Source organism: Shinella sp. NM-101, assembly GCF_021401195.1.
Classification (GTDB): Bacteria; Pseudomonadota; Alphaproteobacteria; order Rhizobiales; family Rhizobiaceae; genus Shinella.
The window spans coordinates 152,589-177,544 of the sequence record NZ_JACBFT010000010.1 but is presented as its reverse complement, the minus strand read 5'-3'; the positions used below and the strand labels follow the sequence as shown (position 1 = coordinate 177,544).

Here is a 24,956-nt window from a genome sequence, read left to right as displayed (position 1 = left end):
ATGGCTATGCAGAAGATTCGTAAGGGCGACAAGGTCGTCGTGCTCACCGGCAAGGACAAGGGCCGTACCGGTGAAGTTGTTCAGGTCATGCCGAAGGAAGACCGTGCGGTCGTCAAGGGTATCAACCTGGTGAAGCGTCACCAGCGCCAGACCCAGACCCAGGAAGCCGGCATCATCACCAAGGAAGCTTCGATCCACCTGTCGAACATCGCGATCGCCGACCCCAAGGACGGCAAGCCGACCCGCGTCGGTTTCAAGGTCGAGGGCGACAAGAAGGTTCGTGTAGCAAAGCGTTCGGGAGTGTCGATCGATGGCTGACACCAAGTATGAGCCCCGGCTCAAGAAGGAATATGTCGAGCGCATCCGCGCGGCGCTGAGGGAGCAGTTCTCCTACGCCAACGAGATGCAGATCCCGCGCCTCGAAAAGGTCGTCATCAACATGGGTGTTGGTGAATCGACGGCCGATTCGAAGAAGCCCAGCGTAGCGGCCGGCGACCTCGCATCGATTGCCGGCCAGAAGCCGGTCATCACGCGCGCCCGCAACTCCATCGCCGGCTTCAAGCTGCGCGAAGGCATGCCGATCGGCGCGAAGGTGACCCTTCGCGGCGCGCGCATGTATGAATTTCTGGATCGCCTCGTGAACATCGCGCTGCCGCGCGTACGCGACTTCCGTGGTCTGAACCCGAAGTCCTTCGATGGCCGTGGCAACTTCGCCATGGGCATTAAGGAGCACATTGTGTTCCCTGAGATCAACTACGACAAGGTTGATCAGATGTGGGGCATGGACATCATCGTTTGCACGACGGCACCGACGGACGACGAAGCGCGGGCTCTTCTGAAAGAGTTCAACTTCCCGTTCCGCGCCTGACCGTAACGACAAGCGTAAAGAAGGATAACTGTTATGGCGAAAACCAGCGCAGTAGAAAAGAATAACCGCCGCCGCAAGCTGGTCGCCAGCCAGGCTGCCAAGCGTGCCGCCCTCAAGGCGATCATCCAGAACCAGTCTCTTCCGATCGAAGAGCGCTTCAAGGCTACCCTGAAGCTTGCCGAAATGCCGCGCAATGGCTCCAAGACCCGCATTCGCAACCGTTGCGAAGTCACGGGCCGTCCGCGCGCTTTCTATCGCAAACTCAAGATGTCGCGTATTGCGCTTCGCGAACTGGGCAATTCCGGCCGCGTGCCGGGCATCGTCAAGTCGAGCTGGTAAGGAGACGGGTACATGGCAATGACTGATCCCCTGGGCGATATGCTCACCCGTATCCGCAACGGCGCCGCTCGCCGCAAGTCGAGCGTTTCCACGCCGGCTTCCAAGCTGCGTGCACGCGTCCTGGATGTCCTTCAGTCCGAAGGCTACATCCGCGGATATTCCGAAGTCGAGTTCGGCAACGGCAAGGCCGAGCTGAACATCGAACTCAAGTACTACGAAGGCGCGTCGGTGATCCGCAAGATCGACCGCGTGTCCAAGCCGGGCCGCCGGGTCTATGTCTCGGTAAAGTCCATTCCGCAGGTCGCGAACGGCCTCGGCATCACCATCCTTTCGACCCCGAAGGGCGTGATGGCCGATCACCAGGCACGCGAACAGAACGTTGGTGGCGAGATTCTTTGCTCCGTCTTCTAAGACAGGGCAGGGATCTCCATAACGAACAGACAGGATAAAACAATGTCTCGTATCGGTAAGAAGCCCGTTCCGGTTCCCGCTGGTGTCACCGCGACCGTCGACGGTCAGAAGGTTACCGCCAAGGGCCCGAAGGGCGAACTGTTCTTCGTCGCCAATGACGAAGTTTCGGTCAAGCTCGAAGACAACGCCGTTGTCGTTCAGCCGGTCAACCAGTCCAAGGATGCGCGTTCGAAGTGGGGCATGTCCCGCACGATGATCGAAGGCATCTTCAAGGGCGTCAAGGACGGTTACGAGCGCAAGCTCGAAATCAACGGCGTCGGCTACCGCGCGTCTCTGCAGGGCAAGAACCTGCAGCTCGCTCTCGGCTTCAGCCACGACGTGGTCTACCAGACGCCGGAAGGCATCTCGATTGCTGTGCCGAAGCCGACGGAAATCATCGTTTCCGGCATCAGCAAGCAGCAGGTCGGCCAGGTCGCCGCGGAAATCCGCGAATATCGTGGCCCCGAGCCCTACAAGGGCAAGGGCGTCAAGTATGCCGAAGAGCGGATTGTCCGCAAAGAAGGCAAGAAGAAGTAAGGATCACGCGAAATGGCTAGCAGGAAAGAAGCTCTCCAGCGCCGCGCCAACCGCGTGCGCCGTTCCATCAAGTCGGTCGCCAATGGCCGTCCGCGCCTGTCGGTTCATCGCTCGTCGAAGAACATCTACGTACAGGTCATCGATGACGTGGCCGGCAAGACGCTTGCGTCCGCCTCCACGCTCGACACCGATCTGCGTCCGTCGCTGAAGACGGGCGCCGACACGGCAGCAGCCGCTGCCGTCGGCAAGCTCATTGCAGAGCGCGCCGTCAAGGCAGGCGTCAAGGAGGTCGTTTTCGACCGTGGCGCCTTCATCTATCACGGCCGCATCAAGGCTCTCGCCGAAGCTGCCCGTGAAGGTGGTCTCAGCTTCTGATCGATCGGCGGGCGCCGCAAGGCGCCTGCCGGCCGGATCAGCAGGGTATCCGTCGCTTCCATTCGCCTGAAATGGGGGCGGCTTTCGTCAATCTGCCGATTGCACCCGGAAAAGAAAAAGGAAAAGGACAATGGCACAGGAAAAGCGCGGTCGCGATGACCGCCAGAACCGCGAAGAGCGCGACAGCGAGTTTGTCGACAAGCTCGTCGCGATCAACCGCGTCGCGAAGGTCGTCAAGGGCGGCCGTCGTTTCGGTTTTGCAGCTCTCGTCGTCGTCGGCGACCAGAAGGGCCGCGTCGGCTTCGGCCACGGCAAGGCTCGTGAAGTTCCCGAAGCGATCCGCAAGGCCACGGAAGCGGCCAAGCGCGACCTCATCTTCGTTCCGCTGCGCTCCGGCCGCACGCTGCACCACGACGTGCACGGCCGCCACGGCGCCGGCAAGGTCCTGCTTCGGTCGGCCAAGGCCGGTACCGGCATCATCGCCGGCGGCCCGATGCGCGCCGTCTTCGAAACGCTCGGCGTTCATGACGTCGTCGCCAAGTCGACCGGTTCCTCGAACCCGTACAACATGATCCGTGCGACGTTCGACGCTCTCAAGAGCCAGATGCACCCGAAGGACATCGCAGCTCAGCGCGGCATGAAGTACGCCACGCTGCAGGCGCGTCGTCAGTCGGCCGGCGTTGCTGCTGAAGAATAAGGAGCACTGATCCATGGCCAAGAAAGAAACCGCCAAGAAGACGGTGACTGTCGAGCAGATCGGCAGCCCCATCCGCCGTCCGGCCGTACAGCGCGCAACGCTCGTCGGCCTGGGCCTCAACAAGATGCACCGGGTTCGCACGCTGGAAGACACGCCGTCTGTCCGCGGCATGATCCGTGCCGTCCAGCACCTCGTTCGCGTCGTCGACGAGAAGTGAGGGAGTAGAGATCATGAAGCTTAACGAAATCAAGGACAACGAAGGTTCCACGAAGGGTCGCAAGCGCCTCGGTCGCGGTATCGGCTCCGGCAAGGGCAAGACCGGTGGTCGCGGTGTCAAGGGTCAGAAGGCTCGTTCGGGCGTCGCCATCAACGGCTTCGAAGGCGGTCAGATGCCCATCTACCGTCGACTGCCGAAGCGCGGCTTCAACAACATCTTCGCGTCCGACTTCGTCATCGTTTCCCTGGACCGCGTCCAGAAGGCGATCGATGCCGGCAAGCTCGACGCCAAGGCAACCGTTGATGCCGCCGCCCTCAAGGCAGCCGGCGTCATCCGTCGCGAAAAGGACGGCGTGCGGATCCTTGCCGACGGCGAACTGAAGGCCAAGGTGGCCTTCGAGGTCGCCGGCGCCTCCAAGCCGGCGGTCGAGAAGATCGAAAAGGCCGGTGGTTCTGTGAAGCTGCTGGCAGCCGCCGCGGAAGCCGCGGAATAATTCGACAAATAGTCGCCCGGTGTGCTTCACACCGGGCGATTTTGCTCCCATATGTGAGCCTCACAACGACGGCCCGGATTCGCTTCCCCGCTGTTGTCCGGAAGAAAAACCAGGGTGAGGCCGGGATTGCTTGACAATCCGCGTTTCAACCGGTTTAGGCTCCATCCGCCCGATTTGCTGCAATGGCAGAAGGGCACGACCAATTTCAGCATCGGCGTCGTCGGTCCGGGGAGGGCCGGTCGCGGGTGCCAACGGATCAGCCATTCCGGACCTGGCCGGGCTTCACCGCCGCCGGATCGGCTACGCGGAGAAATGCATGGCTTCGGCAGCGGAACAACTCGCCTCTAATCTCAACTTCTCGACTTTCGCCAAGGCGGAAGACCTGAAGAAGCGTCTCTGGTTCACGCTGGGCGCGCTGCTCGTCTATCGTCTCGGCACCTACATCCCGTTGCCGGGCCTCAATCCCGATGCCTTCGCGCAGGCCTTCCGCGGCCAGTCGAGCGGCATTCTCGGCCTCTTCAACATGTTCTCCGGCGGCGCCGTCGAGCGCATGGCGATCTTCGCGCTCGGCATCATGCCGTACATTTCCGCGTCGATCATCGTGCAGCTCATGACCTCGGTCGTTCCGTCGCTGGAGCAGTTGAAGAAGGAGGGCGAGCAGGGCCGCAAGATCATCAACCAGTACACCCGCTACGGCACCGTGCTGCTTGGCGCGCTGCAGGCCTACGGCATTTCCGTCGGCCTGGAGAGCGGGGCAGGGCTGGTCAACGATCCGGGCTGGTTCTTCCGCATTTCCACCGTCATCTCGCTGCTCGGCGGCACCATGTTCCTGATGTGGCTCGGCGAGCAGATCACCTCGCGCGGCATCGGCAACGGCATTTCGCTGATCATCTTCGCCGGCATCGTCGCGGCGCTGCCCCGCGCCCTCGGCAATACGCTGGAACTTGGCCGCACCGGCCAGCTTTCGATCGGCGTCGTGTTGGCGGTCGTCGTGATGGCGGTCTGCGTCATCGCCCTCATCGTCTTCGTCGAGCGCGCCCAGCGCCGCCTGCTGATCCAGTATCCCAAACGCCAGGTCGGCAACCGCATGTTCCAGGGCGATACCTCGCACCTGCCGCTGAAGCTCAACACCTCGGGCGTCATCCCGGCGATCTTCGCCTCCTCGCTGCTGCTGCTGCCGGCAACGCTCGCGGGCTTCTCGAATACCTCGGAAATGCCCGCCTGGGCGACGTCGGTCATCGCGTCCCTCGGCCACGGCAAGCCGCTCTACATGGTGCTCTATGCCGGCATGATCGCCTTCTTCGCCTTCTTCTACACGGCCATCGTCTTCAATCCGAAGGACACGGCCGACAACCTGAAGAAGCACGGCGGCTTCATCCCCGGCATCCGTCCGGGCGAGCGCACCGCCGAGTATATCGACTACGTTCTGACCCGCATCACGGTCGTCGGCGCGGCTTACCTGATGTTCGTCTGTATCCTTCCTGAAATACTCATCGCGCAGACCGGCGTGCCATTCTACCTTGGTGGTACGTCGCTTTTGATTGTTGTCAGCGTGACCCTGGATACTGTAGCACAGATACAGGGCCACCTGATTGCCCAGCAGTATGAGGGGCTGATCAAGAAGTCGAAGCTGCGTGGAGGAAAGAGGGGACGATGAGACTGATTTTTCTGGGGCCGCCGGGCGCTGGCAAGGGAACGCAAGCCAAGCTCCTGACGGAGAAGTACGGTATTCCGCAGCTTTCCACGGGTGACATGCTGCGCGCGGCCGTCGCCGCCGGCACGGATGTCGGCCAGCGGGCGAAGGCCGTCATGGATGCCGGCCAGCTCGTCTCCGACGCGATCGTCAACGAGATCGTGTCCGACCGCGTCGATTCGCCGGACTGTGCCAGGGGCTTCATCCTCGACGGCTATCCGCGCACGGTTCCGCAGGCCGAGGCGCTCGACCGGATCCTCGCCGGCAAGGGCATCGCGCTCGACGCCGTGATCGAATTGAAGGTCGACGAGGACGCGCTGGTCAAGCGCATGGAGAATCGCGTGGCCGAAACGGTCGCTGCCGGCGGCACGGTCCGTTCCGACGACAATCCGGAGGCCTTCAAGCGCCGCCTGACGGAATACCGCGAAAAGACCGCGCCGCTGTCGAACTACTACGCTTCGACGGGCAAGCTTCAGACGGTCGACGGCATGGCCAATGTCGACAAGGTGACCGCCGAGATCGCGGGAATCCTCGAGAACGCCTGATACAGGGTTAAAAAGGACGGCCGGGGAGTTGACTTTTTCGGCCGATTCCCCTTAAGACAGCGCCAACTCGCGACATACCATTGCGATCGGCGCGGATTTCAGAGAGTGAAGTCCGGGTACGGTCGTTTTCGACATGTCCCGAACATCGGATTGAGCAGCGGCTTTCGTGGCCGTATCGAATGAAGAAGACCACTTGCCGGATGGCAACTGGAAGCAAGGAGAACAGGCGTGGCACGTATCGCTGGCGTCAACATCCCGACCGCGAAGCGCGTCGTAATCGCGCTCCGTTACATTCACGGGATCGGCCCGAAATTTGCACAGGAAATCATCGAGAAGGTCGGTATCCCGGCTGATCGTCGCGTGCATCAGCTCACGGACGCAGAGATCCTGCAGATCCGCGAAGCCATCGACCGCGACTACCAGGTCGAAGGCGACCTGCGTCGCGAGACCTCGATGAACATCAAGCGTCTCATGGACCTCGGTTGCTACCGTGGCCTGCGTCACCGTCGTGGCCTTCCGGTCCGCGGCCAGCGCACGCACACCAATGCCCGCACCCGCAAGGGTCCGGCCAAGGCCATCGCAGGCAAGAAGAAGTAATTTCCCGGAAACGGGGAACGGGAGGCTGGCGCTTCGCGCCGGCCTCTTTTGAGTTTCGAGCGGGGCCTCGCATTCGTCAAGAAGCCCCGGTCGGTGGAGCTGCTGGCATTACGGCAGTGACGATATCGCCGCAGACGGAAGCCTTCGGGCCTGTCTGCAATTACTGTTAAGGGCAGGGGTTTCGACCCGGCCCGGTGGAGCCGCTGGCATTACGGCGGTGTCGAGATCAACGAAAGGACTATCCATGGCCAAGGAAGCCGCACGCGTCCGCCGTCGCGAACGCAAGAACATCACCTCGGGTGTTGCTCACGTCAATTCTTCGTTCAACAACACGATGATCACCATCACCGACGCACAGGGCAACGCCATTGCCTGGTCGTCGGCCGGTGCGAAGGGCTTCAAGGGTTCGCGCAAGTCGACCCCGTTCGCCGCCCAGATCGCCGCCGAAGACTGCGCCAAGAAGGCCCAGGAACACGGCATGAAGTCGCTGGAAGTCGAAGTCTGCGGTCCAGGTTCCGGCCGTGAATCGGCTCTGCGCGCCCTCCAGGCTGCCGGCTTCATGATCACGTCCATCCGCGACGTGACGCCGATCCCGCACAACGGTTGCCGTCCGCGCAAGAAGCGCCGCGTCTGATCATCGCATTCGAACAACCGTGGAGGCCTTCCGGCGTCCACGGTACTTCAGGGCTCGGCCGCCACGATTGGATGGTGGCGGCGAACGGAAGGCAAAACACATGATCCAGAAAAACTGGCAGGAACTGATCAAGCCGAACAAGGTGGAGTTCTCCTCCTCCGGCCGCACCAAGGCAAGCCTTGTTGCAGAGCCGCTGGAGCGTGGCTTCGGCCTGACGCTCGGCAACGCGCTGCGTCGCGTGCTCCTGTCGTCGCTGCGCGGTGCGGCTGTGACCGCCGTGCAGATCGACGGCGTCCTGCACGAGTTCTCCTCCATCCCGGGCGTCCGGGAAGACGTGACGGACATCGTGCTCAACATCAAGGAAATCGCCATCAAGATGGATGGCGACGATGCCAAGCGCATGGTCGTGCGCAAGCAGGGCCCGGGCGTCGTGACGGCTGGTGACATCCAGACGGTCGGCGACATCGAGATCCTGAACCCCGACCACGTCATCTGCACCCTCGACGAGGGCGCGGAAATCCGCATGGAGTTCACGGTCAACAACGGCAAGGGCTACGTCCCGGCCGACCGCAACCGCTCCGAAGACGCGCCGATCGGCCTCATCCCGGTCGACAGCCTCTACTCGCCGGTCAAGAAAGTGTCCTACAAGGTGGAAAACACCCGTGAAGGCCAGGTTCTCGACTACGACAAGCTGACGATGACCATCGAGACCGACGGTTCCGTCACGGGCGAAGACGCGATCGCGTTCGCGGCCCGCATTCTCCAGGACCAGCTCTCGGTCTTCGTCAACTTCGACGAACCGCAGAAGGAAGCCGAGGAAGAATCGGTCACGGAACTGGCGTTCAACCCGGCGCTCCTCAAGAAGGTCGACGAACTGGAACTTTCCGTCCGTTCGGCGAACTGCCTGAAGAACGACAACATCGTCTATATCGGCGATCTCATTCAGAAGACCGAAGCCGAAATGCTTCGCACTCCGAATTTTGGTCGCAAGTCGCTCAACGAGATCAAGGAAGTTCTCGCTTCCATGGGCCTGCACCTCGGCATGGAAGTGCCCGCATGGCCGCCGGAGAACATCGAAGATCTCGCCAAGCGCTACGAAGACCAGTACTAAGGCCGCACGCGCCCCTTGGGGCGCGTGACGCTGGCCTTAGCATCTATGAACTGCGCATGTCCCTTTGTCCCGCACGGCGGGACGGACATGCGCCACCATCAAACGGCAGGCCACCTGCCTGCATGTGAAGGAGAATCGAGATGCGCCACCAGAATTCGGGTCGCAAACTCAACCGTACCGCCAGCCACCGCAAGGCGATGTTCGCCAACATGGCTGCCTCGCTCATCCAGCATGAGCAGATCGTAACGACGCTGCCCAAGGCGAAGGAAATCCGCCCGATCGTCGAGAAGCTCGTCACCCTCGGCAAGCGCGGCGACCTGCACGCTCGCCGCCAGGCGATCTCGCAGATCCGCGACGTTGCCGTCGTTTCGAAGCTCTTCGACGCGATCGCAAGCCGCTATGCCAACCGCAACGGTGGCTACCTGCGCATCATGAAGGCCGGCTACCGCCACGGCGACAACGCCCCGCTCGCCGTCATCGAGTTCGTCGACCGCGACGTCGATGCCAAGGGCGCAGCCGACAAGGCCCGCGTTGCCGCTGAAGCGGAAGCTGCCGAAGCCGCCTGATCCCTTCGGGACACGGAATGAAGAAGGCCGGGAGAGCAATCTCCCGGCCTTTTCGTTTGCATCGCGTTCTGTACTTCGACTACGCCCTGTTGAACTGCGCCCCGCCGCCGCTCCCGCGCTTCCAGCGGTTGAAGGGCGTTCGCACGAGGCGCCAGGAGACGAGTAGGACCATCAGCACGATATAGGTCCACGGCTCCAGCCCGACGACCTTCACCGACATGGCGAAATGCAGCGCCCCGGCGGCCGCGATGACGTAGACGAGCCGGTGCAGTTTCGTCCAGCGCGGCCCGAGCCTGCGGATCGACCAGGTGTTGGAGGTCAGCGCCAGCGGGATCAGCATCACGAACCCGGCCATGCCGATGGTGATGAAGGGGCGCTTGGCGATGTCGGCGAGAACGGCGGAAAAATTCAGGTACTGGTCGAGCACCATATAGGTCAGGAAGTGCATCAGCACGTACCAGAAGGCGAGCAGGCCGAGCGCGCGGCGGTAGCGGATCCAGTTGAGGCCGACGAGGTCGCGGAGCGGGGTGATCGCCAGCGTGACGACGAGGAAGCGCAACGCCCACAGCCCGAGCAGGTGCTCGAACTCCTTGACCGGGTTGCCGGGAAGCCGCCCCGTCGCTCCGAGCCAGAACCCATAGGCCGCAGGCGCAAGCCCGGCGACATAGAGCAGCCAGATCGACGCCGCATGGTATTTGCGGGGCAGGGCGGGGATGGCGGCCATCAGTAGTTTGCCCTGAGGTCCATGCCGGCATAGAGGCCGGCGACCTCGTCCCCGTAGCCGTTGAAGGGCAGGGTCGGGCGGCGGTTCGCCCCGAAGAAGCCGCCTTCGCCGATTCGGTTCTCGCTCGCCTGGCTCCAGCGCGGATGGTCGACCTCCGGATTGACATTGGCATAGAAGCCGTACTCGTTCGGCGCGGAGATGTTCCAGGTCGAAGGCGGCTGCTTGTCCGTGAGCGTGATCTTCACGATCGACTTGATGCCCTTGAAGCCGTATTTCCACGGCACGACGAGCCGGATCGGCGCGCCATTCTGGTTCGGCAACGTCTTGCCGTAGACGCCAACGGAGAGGATCGCCAGCGGATGGCGCGCCTCGTCGAGCCTCAGGCCCTCGACATAGGGCCAGGGCAGCGACTGGAAGTAGCCCGCCTGGCCCGGCATCTCCGCCGGCCGTACGACCGTCTCGAAGGCGACATATCTGGCATCGCCCAGCGGCTCGACCTTGTCGAGGAGCGCGGCGAGCGGAAAGCCGACCCAGGGGATCACCATGGACCACGCCTCCACGCAGCGCATGCGGTAGACCCGGTCCTCGAGCGGCATGGCAAGCAACTCTTCGAGCCCGAATTCCCTGGGCTTGCCGACGAGGCCATCGACCTTGACCGTCCATGGCGTCGGCTTGAATTTTTCCGAGTTTGCCAGCGGGTCGCCCTTGCCCATGCCGAACTCGTAGAAATTGTTGTAGCTCGTCACGTCCTTTTCGGGCGTCAGCGTCTCGTCGACCGCATACGGGCTCTTCGACGCCTTCAGCGCTTCCGCGAAGGCCGGCGTTCCCGCCGCCGTCAGCGCGCCGCCGGCCGCCGCCGCCAGAAACGAGCGGCGATCGAGGAAACAGTGCTCGGGCGTGATTTCCGAGGCGGCTATACGGGGTGGGCGATAGGAGGACATGACGGGGCTCGATCTGCTGGATTTTTTCCTGCTATCTACGTAAACGAGCGGCGTGTCGTTTCAACGGCCGGGCAGGGCGGCCGCGACCACTTTTTCGTGCACGCCGCGTGAGGCTTCGCGAGCGGAAGATGCTTGGCGGCGGTTTGCCTTTTTTCCTGCGAGATCCTATCTCATCGTGACGCGGAAACGAAGGAGACTCGTCCATGCCGAATGCCCGCATCCTGCTTGCCGCCCCCGTTGTCATGGCGCTAGCGTTCATGACCCCCGCAACGGCTCAGGAGCGCACCGTTCCCCAGTCGCGCACGGAGATGCAGCTCTCCTTCGCCCCGCTCGTCAAGCAGGTCGAGAATGCCGTCGTCAACGTCTATGCCGAGCGCGTCGTCGAGCGCCGCTCGATCTTCGAGGGCGATCCCTTCTTCGAGGAGTTCTTCGGCCAGCGCATGCCGAACCGCAGCGAGAAGCAGTCCTCGCTCGGCTCGGGCGTCATCGTCGGCCCCAAGGGGTTCGTGGTGACGAACAACCACGTCATCGAGGGCGCCAGCGACATCAAGGTGGCGCTCGCCGACGGCCGCGAATTCGAAAGCACCGTCGTGCTCAAGGACGAGCGCGTCGACCTCGCCGTGCTGAAGATCAAGTCGGATGCCGATTTCGCCACCCTGCCGCTCGGCGACAGCGATGCCGTCCAGGTCGGCGACCTCGTGCTGGCTATCGGCAACCCGTTCGGCGTCGGCCAGACGGTGACGAGCGGCATCGTCTCGGCGCTTGCCCGCAACCAGGTGCGCTCGGGTGATTTCGGCTTCTTCATCCAGACGGACGCATCCATCAACCCCGGCAATTCCGGCGGCGGCCTCATCAACATGAACGGCGAGCTGATCGGCATCAACACCGCCATCTTCTCGCGCGGCGGCGGTTCGAACGGCGTCGGCTTCGCCATTCCGGCCAATCTCGTGAAGACTTTCGTCGCCAGCGCCGAGAACGGCAACGCCACCTTCGACCGCCCCTTTGTCGGCGCGACCTTCGACGCGGTGACCTCCGAGGTCGCGGAAGCCCTCGGGCTTGAACGCGCCCGCGGCGCGCTCGTCTCGCAGGTCCAGCCCGGCAGCCCGGCGGAAAAAGCCGGCATGAAGGCCGGGCAGGTCGTCACCGCCGTCAACGGCATCCAGGTCGAGCATCCCGATGCGCTCGGCTATCGCCTCACCACCGTCGGCATCGGCGGCACGGCGCGCATCACCGTCATCGCCGACGGCAAGGAACAGGAGCTGACGCTTTCCCTCGACCGTGCGCCCGAGACGACGCCGCGCGACGAGCGGCTGATCGAGGGCCGCAATCCCTTCTCCGGCGCCGTTGTCGCCAACCTCTCGCCGCGCGTCGCGGAAGAGCTGCGCATGCCGACCAACAAGACGACGACCGGCGTCGTCGTCACCGAGGTCAACCGCGGCTCGCCGGCCGCCCGCATCGGCCTCCAGCCGCGCGACATCGTCGTTGAGCTGAACGGCACGCCGGTGACAACGAGCGAGAAGCTCGCCGCGCTCGTGAACGAGGACCCCTCCATCTGGCGCGTCGAGATCGAGCGCGACGGCCAGCGCATCCGCCAGTTCTTCCGATGAGTGACCTCTTCGCCCCGCGTGAACCGGAGGAGATGGCGGCAAAGCGGCCCCTGGCCGACCGCCTGCGCCCCCGCACGCTGGGCGAGGTCTCCGGCCAGGAGCACCTGACCGGTCCGGACGGCGTGCTCTCGCGCATGATCGAGGCGGGCTCGCTCGGCTCGATGATCTTCTGGGGCCCGCCCGGCACCGGCAAGACCACGGTGGCGCGGCTGCTGTCCGGCGAGGCCGGCCTTGCCTTCGAGCAGATCTCGGCGATCTTCTCCGGCGTCGCCGACCTCAAGAAGGTCTTCGAGGCCGCGCGCCTGCGCCGCATGGGCGGCCGCCAGACCCTGCTCTTCGTCGACGAGATCCATCGCTTCAACCGCGCCCAGCAGGACAGCTTCCTGCCCGTCATGGAGGACGGCACGATCGTGCTCGTCGGCGCCACGACGGAGAACCCGTCCTTCGAGCTCAATGCCGCTCTTCTCTCGCGCGCCCGCGTGCTGACCTTCAAGCCGCATGACGAGCAAAGCCTGGAGGAGCTTCTGAAGCGCGCCGAAGCCATCGAGGAAAAGCCCTTGCCGCTCGACGAGGAGGCGCGCGCCTCGCTGCTGCGCATGGCCGACGGCGACGGGCGGGCGGTGCTGACGCTGGCCGAGGAGGTGTGGCGTGCCGCACGCTCGGGCGAAGCCTTCGGCCAGGACGATCTCTTCCGCATCGTCCAGCGCCGCGCGCCGGTCTACGACAAGTCGCAGGACGGCCACTACAACCTCATCTCCGCCCTGCACAAGGCCGTGCGCGGCTCGGACCCCGATGCGGCGCTCTACTATCTCACCCGCATGCTGGACGCCGGCGAGGACCCGCTGTTCCTCTGCCGCCGCATGGTGCGCATGGCGGTGGAGGATATCGGCCTTGCCGATCCGCAGGCGCTCGTCGTCTGCAACGCCGCCAAGGATGCCTACGATTTCCTCGGCTCGCCGGAAGGCGAGCTGGCGCTGGCGCAGGCTTGCGTCTATATCGCCACCGCCCCGAAATCCAACGCCGTCTACACCGCCTACAAGTCCGCCATGCGGGCGGCGAAGGAAAACGGCTCCCTGCTGCCGCCCAAGCATATCCTCAACGCCCCGACCAAGCTGATGAAGGGCGAGGGCTATGGCGAAGGCTACCGCTACGACCATGACGAGCCGGAGGCCTTTTCCGGCCAGGACTATTTCCCCGAAAAGATGGGCCGCCGCACCTTCTACGATCCGCCGGAACGCGGCTTCGAGCGGGAACTGCGCAAGCGGCTGGAATGGTGGGCGAAGCTGCGCCGCGAGAAGGGCGGGAACGGCTAGGACCGATCGACCTTCAGCCCTGCAAACGATAGTTTTCCCGGCTTCCAGTGCTCACGTACCGAACGTACGCTGCCCTCCCGATCCCGGAAAAGCACCATTTTCGGCTCAGCCGGAACTGAATGTCGATCGACCCTAGGCCGCGCTGAAGTGCGGCACCGGCTTCCGCGGCGCCTGCGGCACCAGCCTGATCGAGGATTCCGCCTTTCCGGCATGACCCTCCATGTCCACCACGACATGCCAGTGACCGCTTTTCGGTATCTTCAGCCGGATCGGAGACTGCTTGGCGACGCCGCCGAGAAACGTGTGCTGGCGGGCGTTCCTGAAGAGGTCGAAATTGCCGTGGCTCATCAGGCGCACATTGGCGACGGCCGAGAGCGTGATCTCGATCATTGTGCCGCCGCGCTGCATGTCGAGGTCGTAATGCGTATAGGAAAAGCTGTGCGCCATGGATTGCCCGGGTCGTCTCATGTGCCGGCATGATCACATGTGCCGGTTAACGTTCCCTTCCCGCTGACGATATGGTTGCTTGATAATAGTGACGCACATTCAATTGGTTGCCTTGGAAAGCGGATTCAATTCCGCAGCGACTTGATTCAAAATCGCAGGCGCATCGGATGAGAATGTCGATGTCAAAGAGCCATCATTGCAACGCGGATCTTCCACGCTCGCAAACGCCGGCTAATTGGTGGATGAAATCTCCGCAAAGGCCGAAGCCCGGATGCGGAGAGATGCATCCAGTGTCGCCGCGCCCATGAACGCGCCTGCTGGCCGGGCCTCGCCGCCTGTCGTGTATGAGGGTCGCTCAATGGCAGACGTGGATGCGTTTCGGGCGGAGGGCAGGAGCCATCAGGGGGGAAATGTCGCATGGGCTGCATTGGCGCGCGTTTTCACGCCGAACAACTCAGAGCGTGTCCGTCCAGGCCTTCACCCTCTTGGCCATCGTGGCAAGGTGGTCGGCGGCGGAGAAGCCGGAAATGGTCTTGCGCGGCTTGAGGTCATGGTCGCCGTCCTCGAGCCAGAGGAAGTCGATGCGCGCCGGCAGGCCATAGGCCGGCACCTCGTCGCTTGTGCCGAAGGGATCGCGCGTGCCCTGGCAGATCAGCGTCGGCACCTTGAGCGTCATCAGGTGCGCGGTGCGCAGTTGGGCCGGCTTTTCCGGCGGGTGGAAAGGATAGCCGAGGCAGAGGAGGCCGGCGATGCGCCCTTCGGCGTAAAGCCCGTCCGCCACCATGCTGGCGACGCGCCCGCCCATCGATTTGCCGCCGATGACGAGCCTGCCGCTCGCGCGGAGCTCGGCGACGGTGGCGCAAAATTCCGGGTTCAGCGTCTCGGCCTTCGGCGGCGGCCTGCGGCTGCCCTGCGTGCGGCGGGCGGCCATGTAGGCGAACTCGAATCGGGCGACGCGCAAGCCCTCGGCCGCAAGCGCCAGAGAGGCCGCATTCATCGACGGCGAATCCATCGGCGCGCCGCTGCCATGGGCAAGGAGCACGGTGACGGGGGCGCCCGCGGGGCCGGTGAAGAGGAAGGGCAGGCTCATGCGGCCGTCCTACTTCGCATGGTCCTTGACGTCGCCGGGCGCGATCGGGTCGCTGGCCGGGAAGGTCTCCTCCAGCGCCTCTTCCAGATAGTCGTCCTGCTCGGCCTTGCGGCTCTTTTCCTTCTGCCGGGCCTGCTCCTTCTCCAGCGATGCCTTGGGGCTGTCCTTTTCCGTCGCCATGGTCGTCTCCTCGGTATCCTGTTTCCTAAGATAGCGTGTTTTTGCCCGAGGGCGAGGGCTCAGCTCTCCGGCACGGAAAGTTCGGCGATGACGGGAAGGTGGTTCGAGCCGAAGGCAGGGCCGACGTGCCGGGCCAGCACCGCGATGTCCGGCGACACGACGATATGGTCGATCGAGGCGCCGATATAGGCGAGCCTGTCGAGCTTCATGCTGAAGCGGGTCACCGGCTGCAGCCAGCCGCCGGCCGTGGAAGCAAGGCCCGCCTGCCGGAGAAAGTTGCGGAAGAAGGGTGACCAGGTGGGCGTGTTCCAGTCCCCCGCGACGATGACCGGCGCCGTTTCGAGATCGCCCTTCACCGCGTCGGCGGCGGCGGAAAGATAGGCGTTGCGATCGCGCCACTTCCACGGCCGGCGCGGCGTTTCGGGATGGAAGGCATAGAGGAAGAGCGGCTTGCCGTTCAGCGCCAGTTCCAGCCGCAGGGGCTGCTTGTAGGCATATTCCTCGGTGAAGGCGCGCTTCAGCTCGGTTTCCGCGCGGATCGGCAGCCTGGAGAAGACCTTGAGGTCGTCGCGCGCGCGGCTTTCGGCGCTGCTTTCGTGGGGATAGAGCCCGGAGGCGGACAGCGCCTGTTCCCACGTCGCCGTCGTTTCCTGCAGCACGACGATGTCGGGCTTTTCCCGGCGCAGGATGTCGATGAAGACGGCGGGGTCCTTCTCGTTATCGACGTAGAGATTGGCGGTGAGCACCTTCAGCCCGCTGCCGGGGCCGAAGGAGCGGGCGGTCGGCACGTCGAAGGCGGGAATGAGCGCGACGGCGACGCCGAGAAGCGCGATCGCGATCGCCTTCAGACGACGCGTCACGAGGGCGCCGACGAGGAAGAAGGCACCGGCGGTCACCACATAGGGCCAGGCAAAGGTGAGGAGATCGACGAGCCAGAACCGGTCGGCGGCAAGCACGACCACGCTGACGGCGAAAAGGTAGGCAATGACGCCCGGCAGGACGAGGACGCGGTAGGCAAGGGCAACCGGTCCCCGGCGGCGTTCTATCGGCATCGACTGTTCCTTCTGCATCGCGGGATTCGGGTCAGGTCGATTCCCGTAACGGGAGGTTTGCATGTACCGCGCGCATGCCGATGCTGCAATGCATTGCGGGCTTGGAAAGAAGGGCGCTGCAGGGCAGGAAGATTGCGCAGGTCTTTTTCAAGCAAGCGAGAGCATGTCGTGGGGTGTGAAATAGAATTCCCCTCTTGCCCTTCGCAGCGTCTCGATTTGGCATGACTTTCCAATCGTCAGATTGCCCGCAAATGATTGTAGTCATAGGTCTGCTCCCGCAAAGGAGCAGGCCATGAACATCATCGAGACGCCGGACATGTGGGTGCTGCGGATGGCGCGCCGCCTCACAATTCCCCAGGTGAAGCACGCGGCGGCCGAATGCGCGCCGGTCATCGACAGGGTGATCGAGGCGGCCGGGCTCCTTGTTGCCTGGCCATGGACTTTCATCGCGGAGGGCCTGCCGAAGGATGGCAAGACGCCGTTCGACTGGCAGATGTGCCGGCCGGTGGTGGAGCCGGAAGGCTATGACGGACCGCTGGAGCTATGCCATGTCCCGCCGACCATCGTCGCCTCGCGACTGCATCAGGGCTCGCTGCGCACGCTCTTCACGCAAGGCTATGCGCCACTGGTCGCGGAGATCGAAATGTCGCGCCACGTCTTTTCCGGGCAGAGCAGGGAGGTCTATCACTGCTGGCACGGGCCGGGGTCTTCCTATCAGAAGATCGAAATCCAGTTCGAGCTGGCACGTTGAAACGGAAAACCCGGGGATCGCTCCCCGGGTTTTCGTTTGTCGGGTCAATCGGTGCAGGCTCAGCTGCAGCCGCTCGTTGCGCCGCAGGTGTCGCACTTCTCGCAGGTGCCGTTGCGCACCATTGTGAAGTTCTGGCACTCGGAGCACATGTTGCCCGTGTAGCCCTGCGCGATGGAGCGCATGCGGCGTTCGGCTTCCAGCTTCTTGGCGTCGGCCTTGGCGCTGGCGGCTTCGGCGGCGGCCTTGTCGGAGAAGAGGGCGGTCACGCCTTCGGGAGCAGCCTCCTCGACGGTTTCGTCCGCGATCTCCTTGGCAAGCTCGGCTGCGCGTTCCTCATAGTCGCGCTTGAAGGCGACGATTTCGGACGTGGCGGCGGCGATTGCCGGTTCCAGCTTGCGGGCGGCGTTGCCGGCGAAGGAAGTGACGTTGCCGGTCGAGGCTGCCTTGGCGGGAGCGGCGGTGGCGGCGCCCTTCGGCTCGGAAAGCGGGCGCTCGCTCTGGCCGCCCTGGACGAGGGTCGGCTTGTGGCCGCGCGTCCAGCCGGTCGAGATCAGGTTCGTCTTGCCTTCCTGGATGCCCTTGCCGAGCGCCGTGTTGCCGAAGTCGGACGTGTCGACATGGGCAAGGTCGTGGCGGCCGAGATAGGAGACGGCAAGCTCGCGGAAGACGTAGTCGAGGATCGACGTGGCGTTCTTGATCGCGTCGTTGCCGATGACCATGCCGGCCGGCTCGAACTTGGTGAAGGTGAAGGCCTCCACATATTCCTCAAGCGGCACGCCGTACTGGAGACCCAGCGAGATGGCGATGGCGAAGTTGTTCATCATCGCACGGAAGGCGGCGCCTTCCTTGTGCATGTCGATGAAGATCTCGCCGAGGCGGCCGTCGCCGAATTCGCCGGTGCGCAGGTAGACCTTGTGCCCGCCGATGACGGCCTTCTGGGTGTAGCCCTGGCGGCGGTTCGGCAGCTTCTCGCGGTCGCGCACCAGGCGCTCGACGATCCGCTCGACGATCTTCTCCGTGACCTGCACGGCCTGGGCGGCGGCAGGCGCGGCGACCAGCGCCTCGACGGCATCGTCCTCGTCCTCCTCGTCCTCGATCAGCGAGGAATTGAGCGGCTGCGAGAGCTTGGAGCCGTCGCGGTAGAGGGCATTGGCCTTCAGCGCGAGCTTCCAGGAAAGCATGTAGGCGTTCTTGCAGTCCTCGACGGTCGCCTCGTTCGGCATGTTGATCGTCTTGGAGATGGCGCCCGAGATGAACGGCTGGGCGGCCGCCATCATGCGGATGTGGCTTTCGACCGAAAGGTAGCGCTTGCCGATCTTGCCGCAGGGATTGGCGCAGTCGAAGACCGGCAGGTGCTCGGCCTTGAGGAAGGGCGCGCCTTCCAGCGTCATCGCGCCGCAGACATGGATGTTGGCGGCCTCGATCTCCTTCTTCGTGAAGCCGACATGCTCCAGGAGGTTGAAGGATATGTCGGAAAGCTGCTCGTCCGAGACCTTCAGCACTTCCTTCAGGAAGTCGGCGCCGAGCGTCCACTGGTTGAAAGCGAACTTGATGTCGAAGGCCGACTTGAGGCCGGCATTGACGGCTTCGATCTTCTCGTCGGTGAAGCCTTTGGCCTTCAGCGAGCCGGGATTGACGCCCGGTGCCTGGTTCATGTTGCCGTGGCCGACCGCATAGGCCTCGATCTCGGCGATCTGGGCTTCCGAATAGCCGAGCGTGCGCAGCGCTTCCGGCACGGCGCGGTTGATGATCTTGAAGTAGCCGCCGCCGGCGAGCTTCTTGAACTTCACCAGGGCGAAGTCGGGCTCGATGCCGGTCGTGTCGCAGTCCATGACGAGGCCGATCGTGCCGGTCGGCGCGATGACGGTCGTCTGGGCGTTGCGGTAGCCGTGCTTCTCGCCAAGCTCGACGGCCTTGTCCCAGGCCGCGACGGCATGGGCCACGAGCGCCTCGTCCGTGCAATCGGCATGGACGAGCGGAACCGGGTTGACCGACAGCGCCTCATAGCCGGCCGCTTCGCCATAGGCGGCGCGGCGATGGTTGCGCATGACGCGCAGCATGTTGTCGCGGTTCGGCGCGAAGTTCGGGAAGGGGCCGAGTTCGCCGGCCATCTCGGCCGAGGTTGCATAGGCGACGCCCGTCATGATGGCGGTCAGCGCACCGGCGATGGCGCGGCCTTCGGCCGAGTCGTACGGGATGCCGGAGGACATCAGCAGGCCGCCGATATTGGCGTAGCCGAGGCCGAGCGTGCGGTACTCGTAGGAGAGTTCGGCGATCTGGCGCGAGGGGAACTGCGCCATCATGACCGAGACTTCGAGCACGATGGTCCACAGGCGCACGGCGTGTTCGTAGTCGGCGATGTTGATCTTCTTCGTCGCCGCGTCCTTGAACTGGAGAAGGTTCAGCGAGGCGAGGTTGCAGGCCGTGTCGTCAAGGAACATGTATTCCGAGCACGGGTTCGACGCGCGGATAGGGCCAGCCGCCGGGCAGGTGTGCCAGTCGTTCATCGTCGTGTTGAAGTGCAGGCCCGGATCGGCCGAAGCCCAGGCGGCGTGGGATATCTGCTCCCAGAGGTCGCGCGCCTTCAGCGTCTTCATGACCTTGCCGTCCTTGCGGGCGGTGAGGTTCCAGGTGCCGTCATTCTCCACGGCGCGCAGGAAGTCGTCCTTCAGCGAGACGGAGTTGTTGGAGTTCTGGCCGGAGACGGTGAGATAGGCTTCCGAATCCCAGTCCGTGTCGTAGGTCTTGAACTCGATGTCCTTGTAGCCCTGCCTGGCGAACTGGATGACGCGCTTGATGTAGTTTTCCGGAACCTGGCTCTTCTTGGCGGCGCGGATCTCGCGCTTGAGGGCCGGGTTCTCGGCGGGGTCGTAGCAGCGCTCGCCCTCGGCCGAGCAATTGATGCAGGCCTTCATGATGGCCTTGAGGTGGCCGGCGACGATCTTCGAGCCGGTGACGAGCGCCGCCACCTTCTGCTCTTCCTTGACCTTCCAGTTGATGTAGTCCTCGATATCCGGATGGTCGATGTCGACCACGACCATCTTGGCCGCGCGGCGCGTCGTGCCGCCCGACTTGATGGCGCCGGCCGCGCGGTCGCCGATCTTCAGGAAGCTCATCAGGCCGGAGGAGCGTCCGCCGCCCGAAAGCTTTTCGCCTTCGCCGCGCAGGTGCGAGAAGTTGGAGCCGGTGCCGGAGCCGTATTTGAAGAGGCGCGCTTCACGCACCCACAGGTCCATGATGCCGTTCTCGTTGACGAGGTCGTCCTCGACGGACTGGATGAAGCAGGCATGCGGCTGGGGATGCTCGTAGGCCGACTTGGATTTGGTCAGCTTGCCGGTGAAGGGGTCGACATAGAAATGGCCCTGGCCGGGACCGTCGATGCCATAGGCCCAGTGCAGGCCCGTGTTGAACCACTGCGGCGAGTTCGGGGCGACGCGCTGCGTGGCGAGCATGTAGGCGAGTTCGTCCTTGAAGGCGGCAGCATCTTCCTCGGAGGCGAAATACTTGCCCTTCCAGCCCCAGTAGGTCCAGGTGCCGGCGAGGCGGTCGAAGACCTGGCGGGCGTCGGTTTCCGAACCGAAGCGCTCACCCTCGGGGAGCGCCTTCAAGGCTTCAGTATCCGGCACGGAGCGCCACAGGAAGGAGGGAACGTCGTTCTCCTCCACCTTCTTCAGCTGCGCCGGCACGCCGGCCTTGCGGAAATATTTCTGCGCGAGGATGTCGGCGGCGACCTGGGAGAACTGGGCCGGCACGTCGATATCCGCGAGCCGGAAGACGATGGAGCCGTCCGGATTCTTGATCTCGCTGGTGGCCTTGCGGAACTCGATCTCCGCATAGGCCGACTGGCCGGGTTTGGTGAAACGACGTTCTATGCGCATCTTGCCTTGTCCTCTTCTGCCGCATCCTGCCATGAAAACAGGGCGCAATTATCCCCGTCCGGCCGCAATGCCCTTGCAGCCAGCCCCGATCTTCCTGTGCTTGTGGGAAACCCGATCGATCTCGGATGTCCTGTATCTTGTGTCGAGTTTGGCTGCAAACACTAAATATAGTATTAACAGTTTCTTTATTCCAGACCCAATGGCCGCTGGGGCGCATCAAAAATCAGACGCAGAAACATCCTTGCGGCAAGCGGATCATCCGCCCGCCACATATGCAGGAAACGCGATTTCGTGATGGGAACCGACCTCGTAACAATACGGTCCGTCGCCGCCGCAACTTGGGCTTCATTAACCTCATCAGGCCGATTCCCGTCAAGGGCTGGTTTGTGAATGAAGTTTGAACCCCATATCTAGTGGGTCCATGCTGTGGAAAATGGGGACATCGCGCAAGTCCTGAAAAATCAGCGGGTTCAGGGCAAAACATGAACCGGCGACAAGCTTGTCTGTGGAAAAGCGGAAAAAATTACAGGTGAAAAGACAGGGATTTTCGATGCCCCGACATCGGGGAATAGCCAGCCTCGCCGGGTTGTGATCCGTGGATAAAGTGATTCTCTCCCGTTACGTCAGGATCGATCGCGCCGGTCATGGGATCCCGGACCGGAAGGCGCCTGCGGTCGTGTCAGCCGGGAAAACTGCAGGAATAGCAACACGGCCGGACCGGCGAAGAAACCTCCGCCGGTCCGGAAAAACGCCATATCAAGGGGATGTAGCGCGAAACCTCGCGTGGTTTCCAGCCGGGGCGGCCTGTCAGCCGCGCGCGCCCTTGGCGATCGGCTCCTGGTAGGTGAAGCCCATGTCCCAGGGGAAATAGATCCAGGTGTCCTGGCTGACCTCGGTAACGAAGGTATCGACCAGCGGCCGGCCCTTCGGCTTGGCATAGACGGCGGCGAAATGCGCCTTGGGCAGCATGGCGCGGACCTGCGCGGCCGTCTTGCCGGTATCGGTGAGGTCGTCGACGATGAGGATGCCTTCGCCGCCCTGCTGGGTGAGCTCCGGCGATATGCCCTTGAGGACATGCATCTCGCCCTGCGAGACATAGTCGTGATACGAGGCGACGCAGACCGTCTCGATCAGGCGGATGTTGAGCTCGCGCGAGATGACGGCCGCCGGAACGAGGCCGCCGCGGGTGATGCAGACGATCGCCTTCCATTCGCGGTCGCCGTCCGCCAGCCGCCAGGCGAGCGCGCGCGCGTCGCGGTGGAACTGGTCCCAGGATACGGGGAAGGCTTTGTCGGGCAGCGACATGACGGGCTCCTGATAGGCGGAAAAAGCAGATTCCTTCTCTCTAATGCAGTTCGCCGGCCAAGGAAATCGTCGCCCGGCCGCAGGGGCCGGGCGATCCACAGGCAAGTCCGCTTCAGCGCGACATCAGCACCGGCACGCGGGCATCGCGCATCATGGCGCTGGTGACGCCGCCGAAGAGGCGCTGGCGCAGCCGCGAATGGCTGTAGGCGCCCATGACGATGAGGCCGGCATCGATTTCCGTCGCGCGGCGGTTCAGCGTCTCGGCCACCGAATGGCTGCCGGACGTGCCGGAGGCGACGGTGGTCTTGATGCCGTGCCGCGCAAGGGTCGCGGCGAGCTCCGCCCCGCAGAGGTCGCGCGACTGCATGGCGGTTTCCGGCGGGTCGACCGTGAAGATTTCCACCTCCTTCGCGCCGGTGAGGAAGGGCAGGGCGTCGAAGGCGGCGCGGGCCGATTCCCGTGAGCCGTTCCAGCCGAGCAGCACGCGCTCGATCGGCGCGGGGCCGGCCGGCGCGTTGGAGACGAGATAGACCGGGCGGCCGCTCTCGTAGAGCAGGTCCTCGATGTCCTCGCGCGCCGGGCCGTCGAGGTCCGGGTCGAACTGGCCGGCAATGACGATGTCGGCGCCGCGGGCGCTGTCGATGACCCCGGCCGACGCATAGCCGGCGGTGCCGGTGAAGAGGCGCCATTCATAGGAGATGTCGTCGCGTTCGCAGCGCGACCGGAAGGCCTGCTCGACCTCGCGCGACTGGCGCTGCGCCCGCTCCTGGAGGTCGAGAACCGCGTTCGGATCGGGATATTCCATGGGCGCGATCAGCGTGACGACGACCGGGGATTCCGCGTGAATGCCGATGACGTGCCCGCCCGTGCGGCGCGCGAGCGCAAGCGCATGCTCCGTCACCTTGCCGGTGTCCTCGGTGGCGCTCAGCACCGCCACGATGGTCTTGTAGCTCATATCGGCCTCCTGTCTTCGTTAAGGCGAGCCTGCGCCTGCCGTGCCGCGCAAACCTTGATCCCGATCAAGACGCGGCCTTGCTCGCGGCGATTTCGGCAATCATCGCAAGTATATCACGTTCGGCCGCCTGCGCCGGGGGTTCCTCCCGGCTGCGGATGACGATCTCGGTCGAGAAGCGGTTTTCCGTAAAGCGCGGATAGGAGCCGATGCTGGTTTCGGGATGGTTCTTCTGGATCGCGGCGAGCGCGCTGCCGATGTCGCCTTCGCCGAAGGGCGAGGCGACGGAGCGCTGGAGCATGGGCTGGCCGCCCTTGAGCTTCGGCACGACCGTGCCCAGCATGGCGGTGAAGACCTGCGGCACGCCGGCCATGACATAGACATTGCCGATGTTGAAGCCCGGCGCCGTGGAGACGGCGTTCTCGATATGGACGGCCCCTTCAGGCATGCGCGCCATGCGCTGGCGGGCCTCGTTGAACTCGACGCCGCGCCGCGCATACATGGCGCCGAGCAGCTCCATGGCGAGCGGGTCGTGCAGGCACGGCACGCCGAAGGCCTTCGAGACCGCGTCGGCCGTGATGTCGTCATGCGTCGGGCCGATCCCGCCGGACGTGAAGACATAGGTGTGGCGCGCGCGCAGCGCATTCAGCGCCTCGACGATGGCATCCTCGTCGTCGCCGACGATGCGCACCTCCTTGAGGTCGATGCCGGCGAGGAAGAGCACGTCGGCGAGCTGGCCGATATTCCTGTCCTTGGTGCGCCCGGTCAGGAGTTCGTCGCCGATGGCGAGCATGGCGGCGGTGGCGATGGGAGCGTTGCTCATGGGCGTTCTCTGGATTTCGGCAGCAATGCCGACCGGAATCGGCGACATTGTCAATGGCGGGTGAACAGTCTGTCGACCGGGCGGCTCCGTGTCGCCGCCGCCTTGAAGTGCTACATCCAAGGCGATACCGCGATCAAGCGGAAAGGCACCCCAAGTCAGGAGACGACGATGGCGAAAGTTCTGGTTCTTTACTATTCGGCCTACGGCCATATCGAAACGATGGCCTATGCCGTCGCGGAAGGCGCAAAGTCGGCCGGTGCCGACGTGACCGTCAAGCGCGTCCCCGAACTGGTGCCGGAAGACGTCGCCAAGGCCTCCTACTACAAGGTCGACCAGAAGGCGGAGATCGCCACCGTCGACGAGCTGCAGAACTACGATGCCATCATCGTCGGCGCCGGCACGCGCTACGGCACGGTCGCCTCGCAGATGCGCAATTTCTGGGATCAGACGGGCGGCCTGTGGGCCGAGGGCAAGCTGGTCGGCAAGGTCGGCTCGGTCTTCACCTCCACCGCCACCCAGCACGGCGGCCAGGAATCGACCATCCTCGGCTTCATCCCGACGCTGCTCCACCACGGCCTCGTGGTCGTAGGCCTGCCCTACGCCTTCCAGGGCCAGATGGGCGTGGAGGAGGTCAAGGGCGGCTCGCCCTACGGCGCCTCCACCATCACCGGCGGCGACGGCTCGCGCCAGCCCTCCGAAGTGGAACTCGATGCCGCCCGCTACCAGGGCGCCCATGTCTCGAAGATCGCGGGCAAGCTTTCGGCCTGACGT

General features: G+C 64.0%; 29 protein-coding genes. 19 read left to right on the top strand and 10 right to left on the bottom strand.

What is annotated here, in order from left to right:
- The first annotated feature begins 6 nt into the window (after positions 1–6).
- The 15 genes from rplX (at position 7) to rplQ (ending at position 9,122) form a co-directional block, all read left to right on the top strand.
- Complete coding sequence (gene rplX / locus L0976_RS19255) at positions 7–318, top strand: 50S ribosomal protein L24 (protein ID WP_024270443.1); 312 nt, start codon at positions 7–9, stop codon at positions 316–318.
- Complete coding sequence (gene rplE / locus L0976_RS19250; RefSeq protein ID WP_203318707.1) at positions 311–868, top strand: 50S ribosomal protein L5; 558 nt, start codon at positions 311–313, stop codon at positions 866–868. The genes rplX and rplE overlap by 8 nt, the downstream gene beginning before the upstream one ends.
- A 33-nt stretch (positions 869–901) precedes the next feature.
- Positions 902–1,207, top strand: coding sequence for a 30S ribosomal protein S14 (gene rpsN, locus L0976_RS19245; RefSeq protein ID WP_203318708.1), 306 nt, complete (start codon positions 902–904; stop codon positions 1,205–1,207).
- A gap of 12 nt (positions 1,208–1,219) precedes the next feature.
- The gene (gene rpsH, locus L0976_RS19240; RefSeq protein ID WP_203318709.1) at positions 1,220–1,618 is read left to right on the top strand and encodes a 30S ribosomal protein S8; all 399 of its coding nucleotides are present in this window, start codon (positions 1,220–1,222) and stop codon (positions 1,616–1,618) included.
- A gap of 42 nt (positions 1,619–1,660) precedes the next feature.
- Positions 1,661–2,194 carry a 50S ribosomal protein L6 gene (gene rplF / locus L0976_RS19235; RefSeq protein ID WP_203318710.1) on the top strand — a complete coding sequence of 178 codons (534 nt, stop codon included), beginning with the start codon at positions 1,661–1,663 and terminating at the stop codon, positions 2,192–2,194.
- A 12-nt stretch (positions 2,195–2,206) separates the two neighbouring features.
- Positions 2,207–2,569, top strand: coding sequence for a 50S ribosomal protein L18 (gene rplR / locus L0976_RS19230; RefSeq protein ID WP_203318711.1), 363 nt, complete (start codon positions 2,207–2,209; stop codon positions 2,567–2,569).
- A gap of 130 nt (positions 2,570–2,699) precedes the next feature.
- Positions 2,700–3,266 (top strand): 30S ribosomal protein S5, encoded by a 567-nt coding sequence (gene rpsE, locus L0976_RS19225; RefSeq protein ID WP_119258420.1) that lies wholly within the window; start codon positions 2,700–2,702, stop codon positions 3,264–3,266.
- A gap of 13 nt (positions 3,267–3,279) precedes the next feature.
- Complete coding sequence (rpmD, locus tag L0976_RS19220) at positions 3,280–3,483, top strand: 50S ribosomal protein L30 (RefSeq protein WP_119258419.1); 204 nt, start codon at positions 3,280–3,282, stop codon at positions 3,481–3,483.
- 13 nt (positions 3,484–3,496) lie between these two features.
- The gene (gene rplO / locus L0976_RS19215) at positions 3,497–3,976 is read left to right on the top strand and encodes a 50S ribosomal protein L15 (protein WP_203318712.1); all 480 of its coding nucleotides are present in this window, start codon (positions 3,497–3,499) and stop codon (positions 3,974–3,976) included.
- Positions 3,977–4,292: 316 nt separating this feature from the next.
- A complete protein-coding gene (secY, locus tag L0976_RS19210) occupies positions 4,293–5,633 on the top strand; it encodes a preprotein translocase subunit SecY (RefSeq protein ID WP_203318713.1) in 1,341 nt (446 codons plus the stop codon).
- Positions 5,630–6,214: an adenylate kinase gene (locus L0976_RS19205; RefSeq protein WP_203318714.1), complete on the top strand. Its 585-nt coding sequence runs from the start codon at positions 5,630–5,632 to the stop codon at positions 6,212–6,214. The genes secY and L0976_RS19205 overlap by 4 nt, the downstream gene beginning before the upstream one ends.
- A gap of 228 nt (positions 6,215–6,442) precedes the next feature.
- Entirely contained in the window at positions 6,443–6,811 is a 369-nt protein-coding gene (gene rpsM, locus L0976_RS19200) for a 30S ribosomal protein S13 (protein WP_064329867.1), read from the top strand.
- A 244-nt stretch (positions 6,812–7,055) separates the two neighbouring features.
- Complete coding sequence (gene rpsK / locus L0976_RS19195) at positions 7,056–7,445, top strand: 30S ribosomal protein S11 (protein ID WP_023513823.1); 390 nt, start codon at positions 7,056–7,058, stop codon at positions 7,443–7,445.
- A 100-nt stretch (positions 7,446–7,545) separates the two neighbouring features.
- A complete protein-coding gene (locus L0976_RS19190) occupies positions 7,546–8,556 on the top strand; it encodes a DNA-directed RNA polymerase subunit alpha (RefSeq protein ID WP_203318715.1) in 1,011 nt (336 codons plus the stop codon).
- Between the two features lie 140 nt (positions 8,557–8,696).
- Complete coding sequence (gene rplQ, locus L0976_RS19185) at positions 8,697–9,122, top strand: 50S ribosomal protein L17 (RefSeq protein ID WP_203318716.1); 426 nt, start codon at positions 8,697–8,699, stop codon at positions 9,120–9,122.
- Between the two features lie 79 nt (positions 9,123–9,201).
- Here the strand turns inward: rplQ and msrQ are convergent, their stop codons facing one another.
- Together msrQ and msrP are read right to left on the bottom strand one after the other, a co-directional pair.
- Positions 9,202–9,846 (bottom strand): protein-methionine-sulfoxide reductase heme-binding subunit MsrQ, encoded by a 645-nt coding sequence (msrQ, locus tag L0976_RS19180; RefSeq protein WP_234188869.1) that lies wholly within the window; start codon positions 9,844–9,846, stop codon positions 9,202–9,204.
- Positions 9,846–10,787, bottom strand: a complete 942-nt coding sequence (gene msrP / locus L0976_RS19175; RefSeq protein WP_234188868.1) for a protein-methionine-sulfoxide reductase catalytic subunit MsrP — start codon at positions 10,785–10,787, stop codon at positions 9,846–9,848. The genes msrQ and msrP overlap by 1 nt, the downstream gene beginning before the upstream one ends.
- Before the next feature lie 242 nt (positions 10,788–11,029).
- Between msrP and L0976_RS19170 the strand changes: the two genes are divergently transcribed.
- Positions 11,030–12,394, top strand: a complete 1,365-nt coding sequence (locus tag L0976_RS19170) for a DegQ family serine endoprotease (protein ID WP_233290794.1) — start codon at positions 11,030–11,032, stop codon at positions 12,392–12,394.
- The gene (locus tag L0976_RS19165; protein WP_234188866.1) at positions 12,391–13,707 is read left to right on the top strand and encodes a replication-associated recombination protein A; all 1,317 of its coding nucleotides are present in this window, start codon (positions 12,391–12,393) and stop codon (positions 13,705–13,707) included. Before L0976_RS19170 ends, L0976_RS19165 begins: the two co-directional genes overlap by 4 nt.
- 132 nt (positions 13,708–13,839) lie before the next feature.
- On the opposite strand, the gene L0976_RS19160 is transcribed toward L0976_RS19165, so the two are convergent.
- The 4 genes from L0976_RS19160 to L0976_RS19145 form a co-directional block, all read right to left on the bottom strand.
- Positions 13,840–14,154 carry a DUF1883 domain-containing protein gene (locus tag L0976_RS19160; protein WP_234188864.1) on the bottom strand — a complete coding sequence of 105 codons (315 nt, stop codon included), beginning with the start codon at positions 14,152–14,154 and terminating at the stop codon, positions 13,840–13,842.
- Positions 14,155–14,608: 454 nt separating this feature from the next.
- Positions 14,609–15,244 carry an alpha/beta family hydrolase gene (locus tag L0976_RS19155; RefSeq protein WP_234188863.1) on the bottom strand — a complete coding sequence of 212 codons (636 nt, stop codon included), beginning with the start codon at positions 15,242–15,244 and terminating at the stop codon, positions 14,609–14,611.
- Positions 15,245–15,253: 9 nt separating this feature from the next.
- The gene (locus L0976_RS19150) at positions 15,254–15,424 is read right to left on the bottom strand and encodes a hypothetical protein (protein ID WP_203318723.1); all 171 of its coding nucleotides are present in this window, start codon (positions 15,422–15,424) and stop codon (positions 15,254–15,256) included.
- 59 nt (positions 15,425–15,483) lie between these two features.
- Positions 15,484–16,476: an endonuclease/exonuclease/phosphatase family protein gene (locus tag L0976_RS19145; protein ID WP_234188862.1), complete on the bottom strand. Its 993-nt coding sequence runs from the start codon at positions 16,474–16,476 to the stop codon at positions 15,484–15,486.
- Between the two features lie 292 nt (positions 16,477–16,768).
- On the opposite strand from L0976_RS19145, the gene L0976_RS19140 reads away from it, so the two are divergent.
- Positions 16,769–17,227, top strand: a complete 459-nt coding sequence (locus L0976_RS19140; protein WP_234188861.1) for a hypothetical protein — start codon at positions 16,769–16,771, stop codon at positions 17,225–17,227.
- Positions 17,228–17,286: 59 nt separating this feature from the next.
- On the opposite strand, the gene L0976_RS19135 is transcribed toward L0976_RS19140, so the two are convergent.
- The 4 genes from L0976_RS19135 to L0976_RS19120 all read right to left on the bottom strand — a co-directional run bounded on the left by L0976_RS19135 (position 17,287) and on the right by L0976_RS19120 (position 24,185).
- Complete coding sequence (locus tag L0976_RS19135; protein ID WP_234188860.1) at positions 17,287–21,105, bottom strand: vitamin B12-dependent ribonucleotide reductase; 3,819 nt, start codon at positions 21,103–21,105, stop codon at positions 17,287–17,289.
- 807 nt (positions 21,106–21,912) lie between these two features.
- Positions 21,913–22,410, bottom strand: coding sequence for a xanthine phosphoribosyltransferase (gene gpt, locus L0976_RS19130; protein ID WP_203318726.1), 498 nt, complete (start codon positions 22,408–22,410; stop codon positions 21,913–21,915).
- Positions 22,411–22,522: 112 nt separating this feature from the next.
- Positions 22,523–23,365 carry a universal stress protein gene (locus L0976_RS19125; protein ID WP_203318727.1) on the bottom strand — a complete coding sequence of 281 codons (843 nt, stop codon included), beginning with the start codon at positions 23,363–23,365 and terminating at the stop codon, positions 22,523–22,525.
- Positions 23,366–23,429: 64 nt separating this feature from the next.
- Positions 23,430–24,185: a competence/damage-inducible protein A gene (locus L0976_RS19120; protein WP_234188859.1), complete on the bottom strand. Its 756-nt coding sequence runs from the start codon at positions 24,183–24,185 to the stop codon at positions 23,430–23,432.
- 168 nt (positions 24,186–24,353) lie between these two features.
- Between L0976_RS19120 and wrbA the strand changes: the two genes are divergently transcribed.
- A complete protein-coding gene (gene wrbA / locus L0976_RS19115) occupies positions 24,354–24,953 on the top strand; it encodes an NAD(P)H:quinone oxidoreductase type IV (RefSeq protein WP_234188858.1) in 600 nt (199 codons plus the stop codon).
- The last annotated feature ends 3 nt before the right edge of the window (positions 24,954–24,956 follow it).

Excerpts from the sequence above, each read along its gene's own strand:
- rplX (WP_024270443.1), top strand. The coding sequence starts at position 7 with ATGCAGAAGATTCGTAAGGGCGACAAGGTCGTCGTGCTCACCGGCAAG.
- rplE (WP_203318707.1), top strand. The coding sequence starts at position 311 with ATGGCTGACACCAAGTATGAGCCCCGGCTCAAGAAGGAATATGTCGAG.
- rpsN (WP_203318708.1), top strand. The coding sequence starts at position 902 with ATGGCGAAAACCAGCGCAGTAGAAAAGAATAACCGCCGCCGCAAGCTG.
- rpsH (WP_203318709.1), top strand. The coding sequence starts at position 1,220 with ATGGCAATGACTGATCCCCTGGGCGATATGCTCACCCGTATCCGCAAC.
- rplF (WP_203318710.1), top strand. The coding sequence starts at position 1,661 with ATGTCTCGTATCGGTAAGAAGCCCGTTCCGGTTCCCGCTGGTGTCACC.
- rplR (WP_203318711.1), top strand. The coding sequence starts at position 2,207 with ATGGCTAGCAGGAAAGAAGCTCTCCAGCGCCGCGCCAACCGCGTGCGC.
- rpsE (WP_119258420.1), top strand. The coding sequence starts at position 2,700 with ATGGCACAGGAAAAGCGCGGTCGCGATGACCGCCAGAACCGCGAAGAG.
- rpmD (WP_119258419.1), top strand. The coding sequence starts at position 3,280 with ATGGCCAAGAAAGAAACCGCCAAGAAGACGGTGACTGTCGAGCAGATC.
- rplO (WP_203318712.1), top strand. The coding sequence starts at position 3,497 with ATGAAGCTTAACGAAATCAAGGACAACGAAGGTTCCACGAAGGGTCGC.
- secY (WP_203318713.1), top strand. The coding sequence starts at position 4,293 with ATGGCTTCGGCAGCGGAACAACTCGCCTCTAATCTCAACTTCTCGACT.
- L0976_RS19205 (WP_203318714.1), top strand. The coding sequence starts at position 5,630 with ATGAGACTGATTTTTCTGGGGCCGCCGGGCGCTGGCAAGGGAACGCAA.
- rpsK (WP_023513823.1), top strand. The coding sequence starts at position 7,056 with ATGGCCAAGGAAGCCGCACGCGTCCGCCGTCGCGAACGCAAGAACATC.
- L0976_RS19190 (WP_203318715.1), top strand. The coding sequence starts at position 7,546 with ATGATCCAGAAAAACTGGCAGGAACTGATCAAGCCGAACAAGGTGGAG.
- rplQ (WP_203318716.1), top strand. The coding sequence starts at position 8,697 with ATGCGCCACCAGAATTCGGGTCGCAAACTCAACCGTACCGCCAGCCAC.
- msrQ (WP_234188869.1), bottom strand. The coding sequence starts at position 9,846 with ATGGCCGCCATCCCCGCCCTGCCCCGCAAATACCATGCGGCGTCGATC.
- msrP (WP_234188868.1), bottom strand. The coding sequence starts at position 10,787 with ATGTCCTCCTATCGCCCACCCCGTATAGCCGCCTCGGAAATCACGCCC.
- L0976_RS19170 (WP_233290794.1), top strand. The coding sequence starts at position 11,030 with ATGGCGCTAGCGTTCATGACCCCCGCAACGGCTCAGGAGCGCACCGTT.
- L0976_RS19165 (WP_234188866.1), top strand. The coding sequence starts at position 12,391 with ATGAGTGACCTCTTCGCCCCGCGTGAACCGGAGGAGATGGCGGCAAAG.
- L0976_RS19160 (WP_234188864.1), bottom strand. The coding sequence starts at position 14,154 with ATGGCGCACAGCTTTTCCTATACGCATTACGACCTCGACATGCAGCGC.
- L0976_RS19155 (WP_234188863.1), bottom strand. The coding sequence starts at position 15,244 with ATGAGCCTGCCCTTCCTCTTCACCGGCCCCGCGGGCGCCCCCGTCACC.
- L0976_RS19150 (WP_203318723.1), bottom strand. The coding sequence starts at position 15,424 with ATGGCGACGGAAAAGGACAGCCCCAAGGCATCGCTGGAGAAGGAGCAG.
- L0976_RS19145 (WP_234188862.1), bottom strand. The coding sequence starts at position 16,476 with ATGCCGATAGAACGCCGCCGGGGACCGGTTGCCCTTGCCTACCGCGTC.
- L0976_RS19140 (WP_234188861.1), top strand. The coding sequence starts at position 16,769 with ATGAACATCATCGAGACGCCGGACATGTGGGTGCTGCGGATGGCGCGC.
- L0976_RS19135 (WP_234188860.1), bottom strand. The coding sequence starts at position 21,105 with ATGCGCATAGAACGTCGTTTCACCAAACCCGGCCAGTCGGCCTATGCG.
- gpt (WP_203318726.1), bottom strand. The coding sequence starts at position 22,410 with ATGTCGCTGCCCGACAAAGCCTTCCCCGTATCCTGGGACCAGTTCCAC.
- L0976_RS19125 (WP_203318727.1), bottom strand. The coding sequence starts at position 23,365 with ATGAGCTACAAGACCATCGTGGCGGTGCTGAGCGCCACCGAGGACACC.
- L0976_RS19120 (WP_234188859.1), bottom strand. The coding sequence starts at position 24,185 with ATGAGCAACGCTCCCATCGCCACCGCCGCCATGCTCGCCATCGGCGAC.
- wrbA (WP_234188858.1), top strand. The coding sequence starts at position 24,354 with ATGGCGAAAGTTCTGGTTCTTTACTATTCGGCCTACGGCCATATCGAA.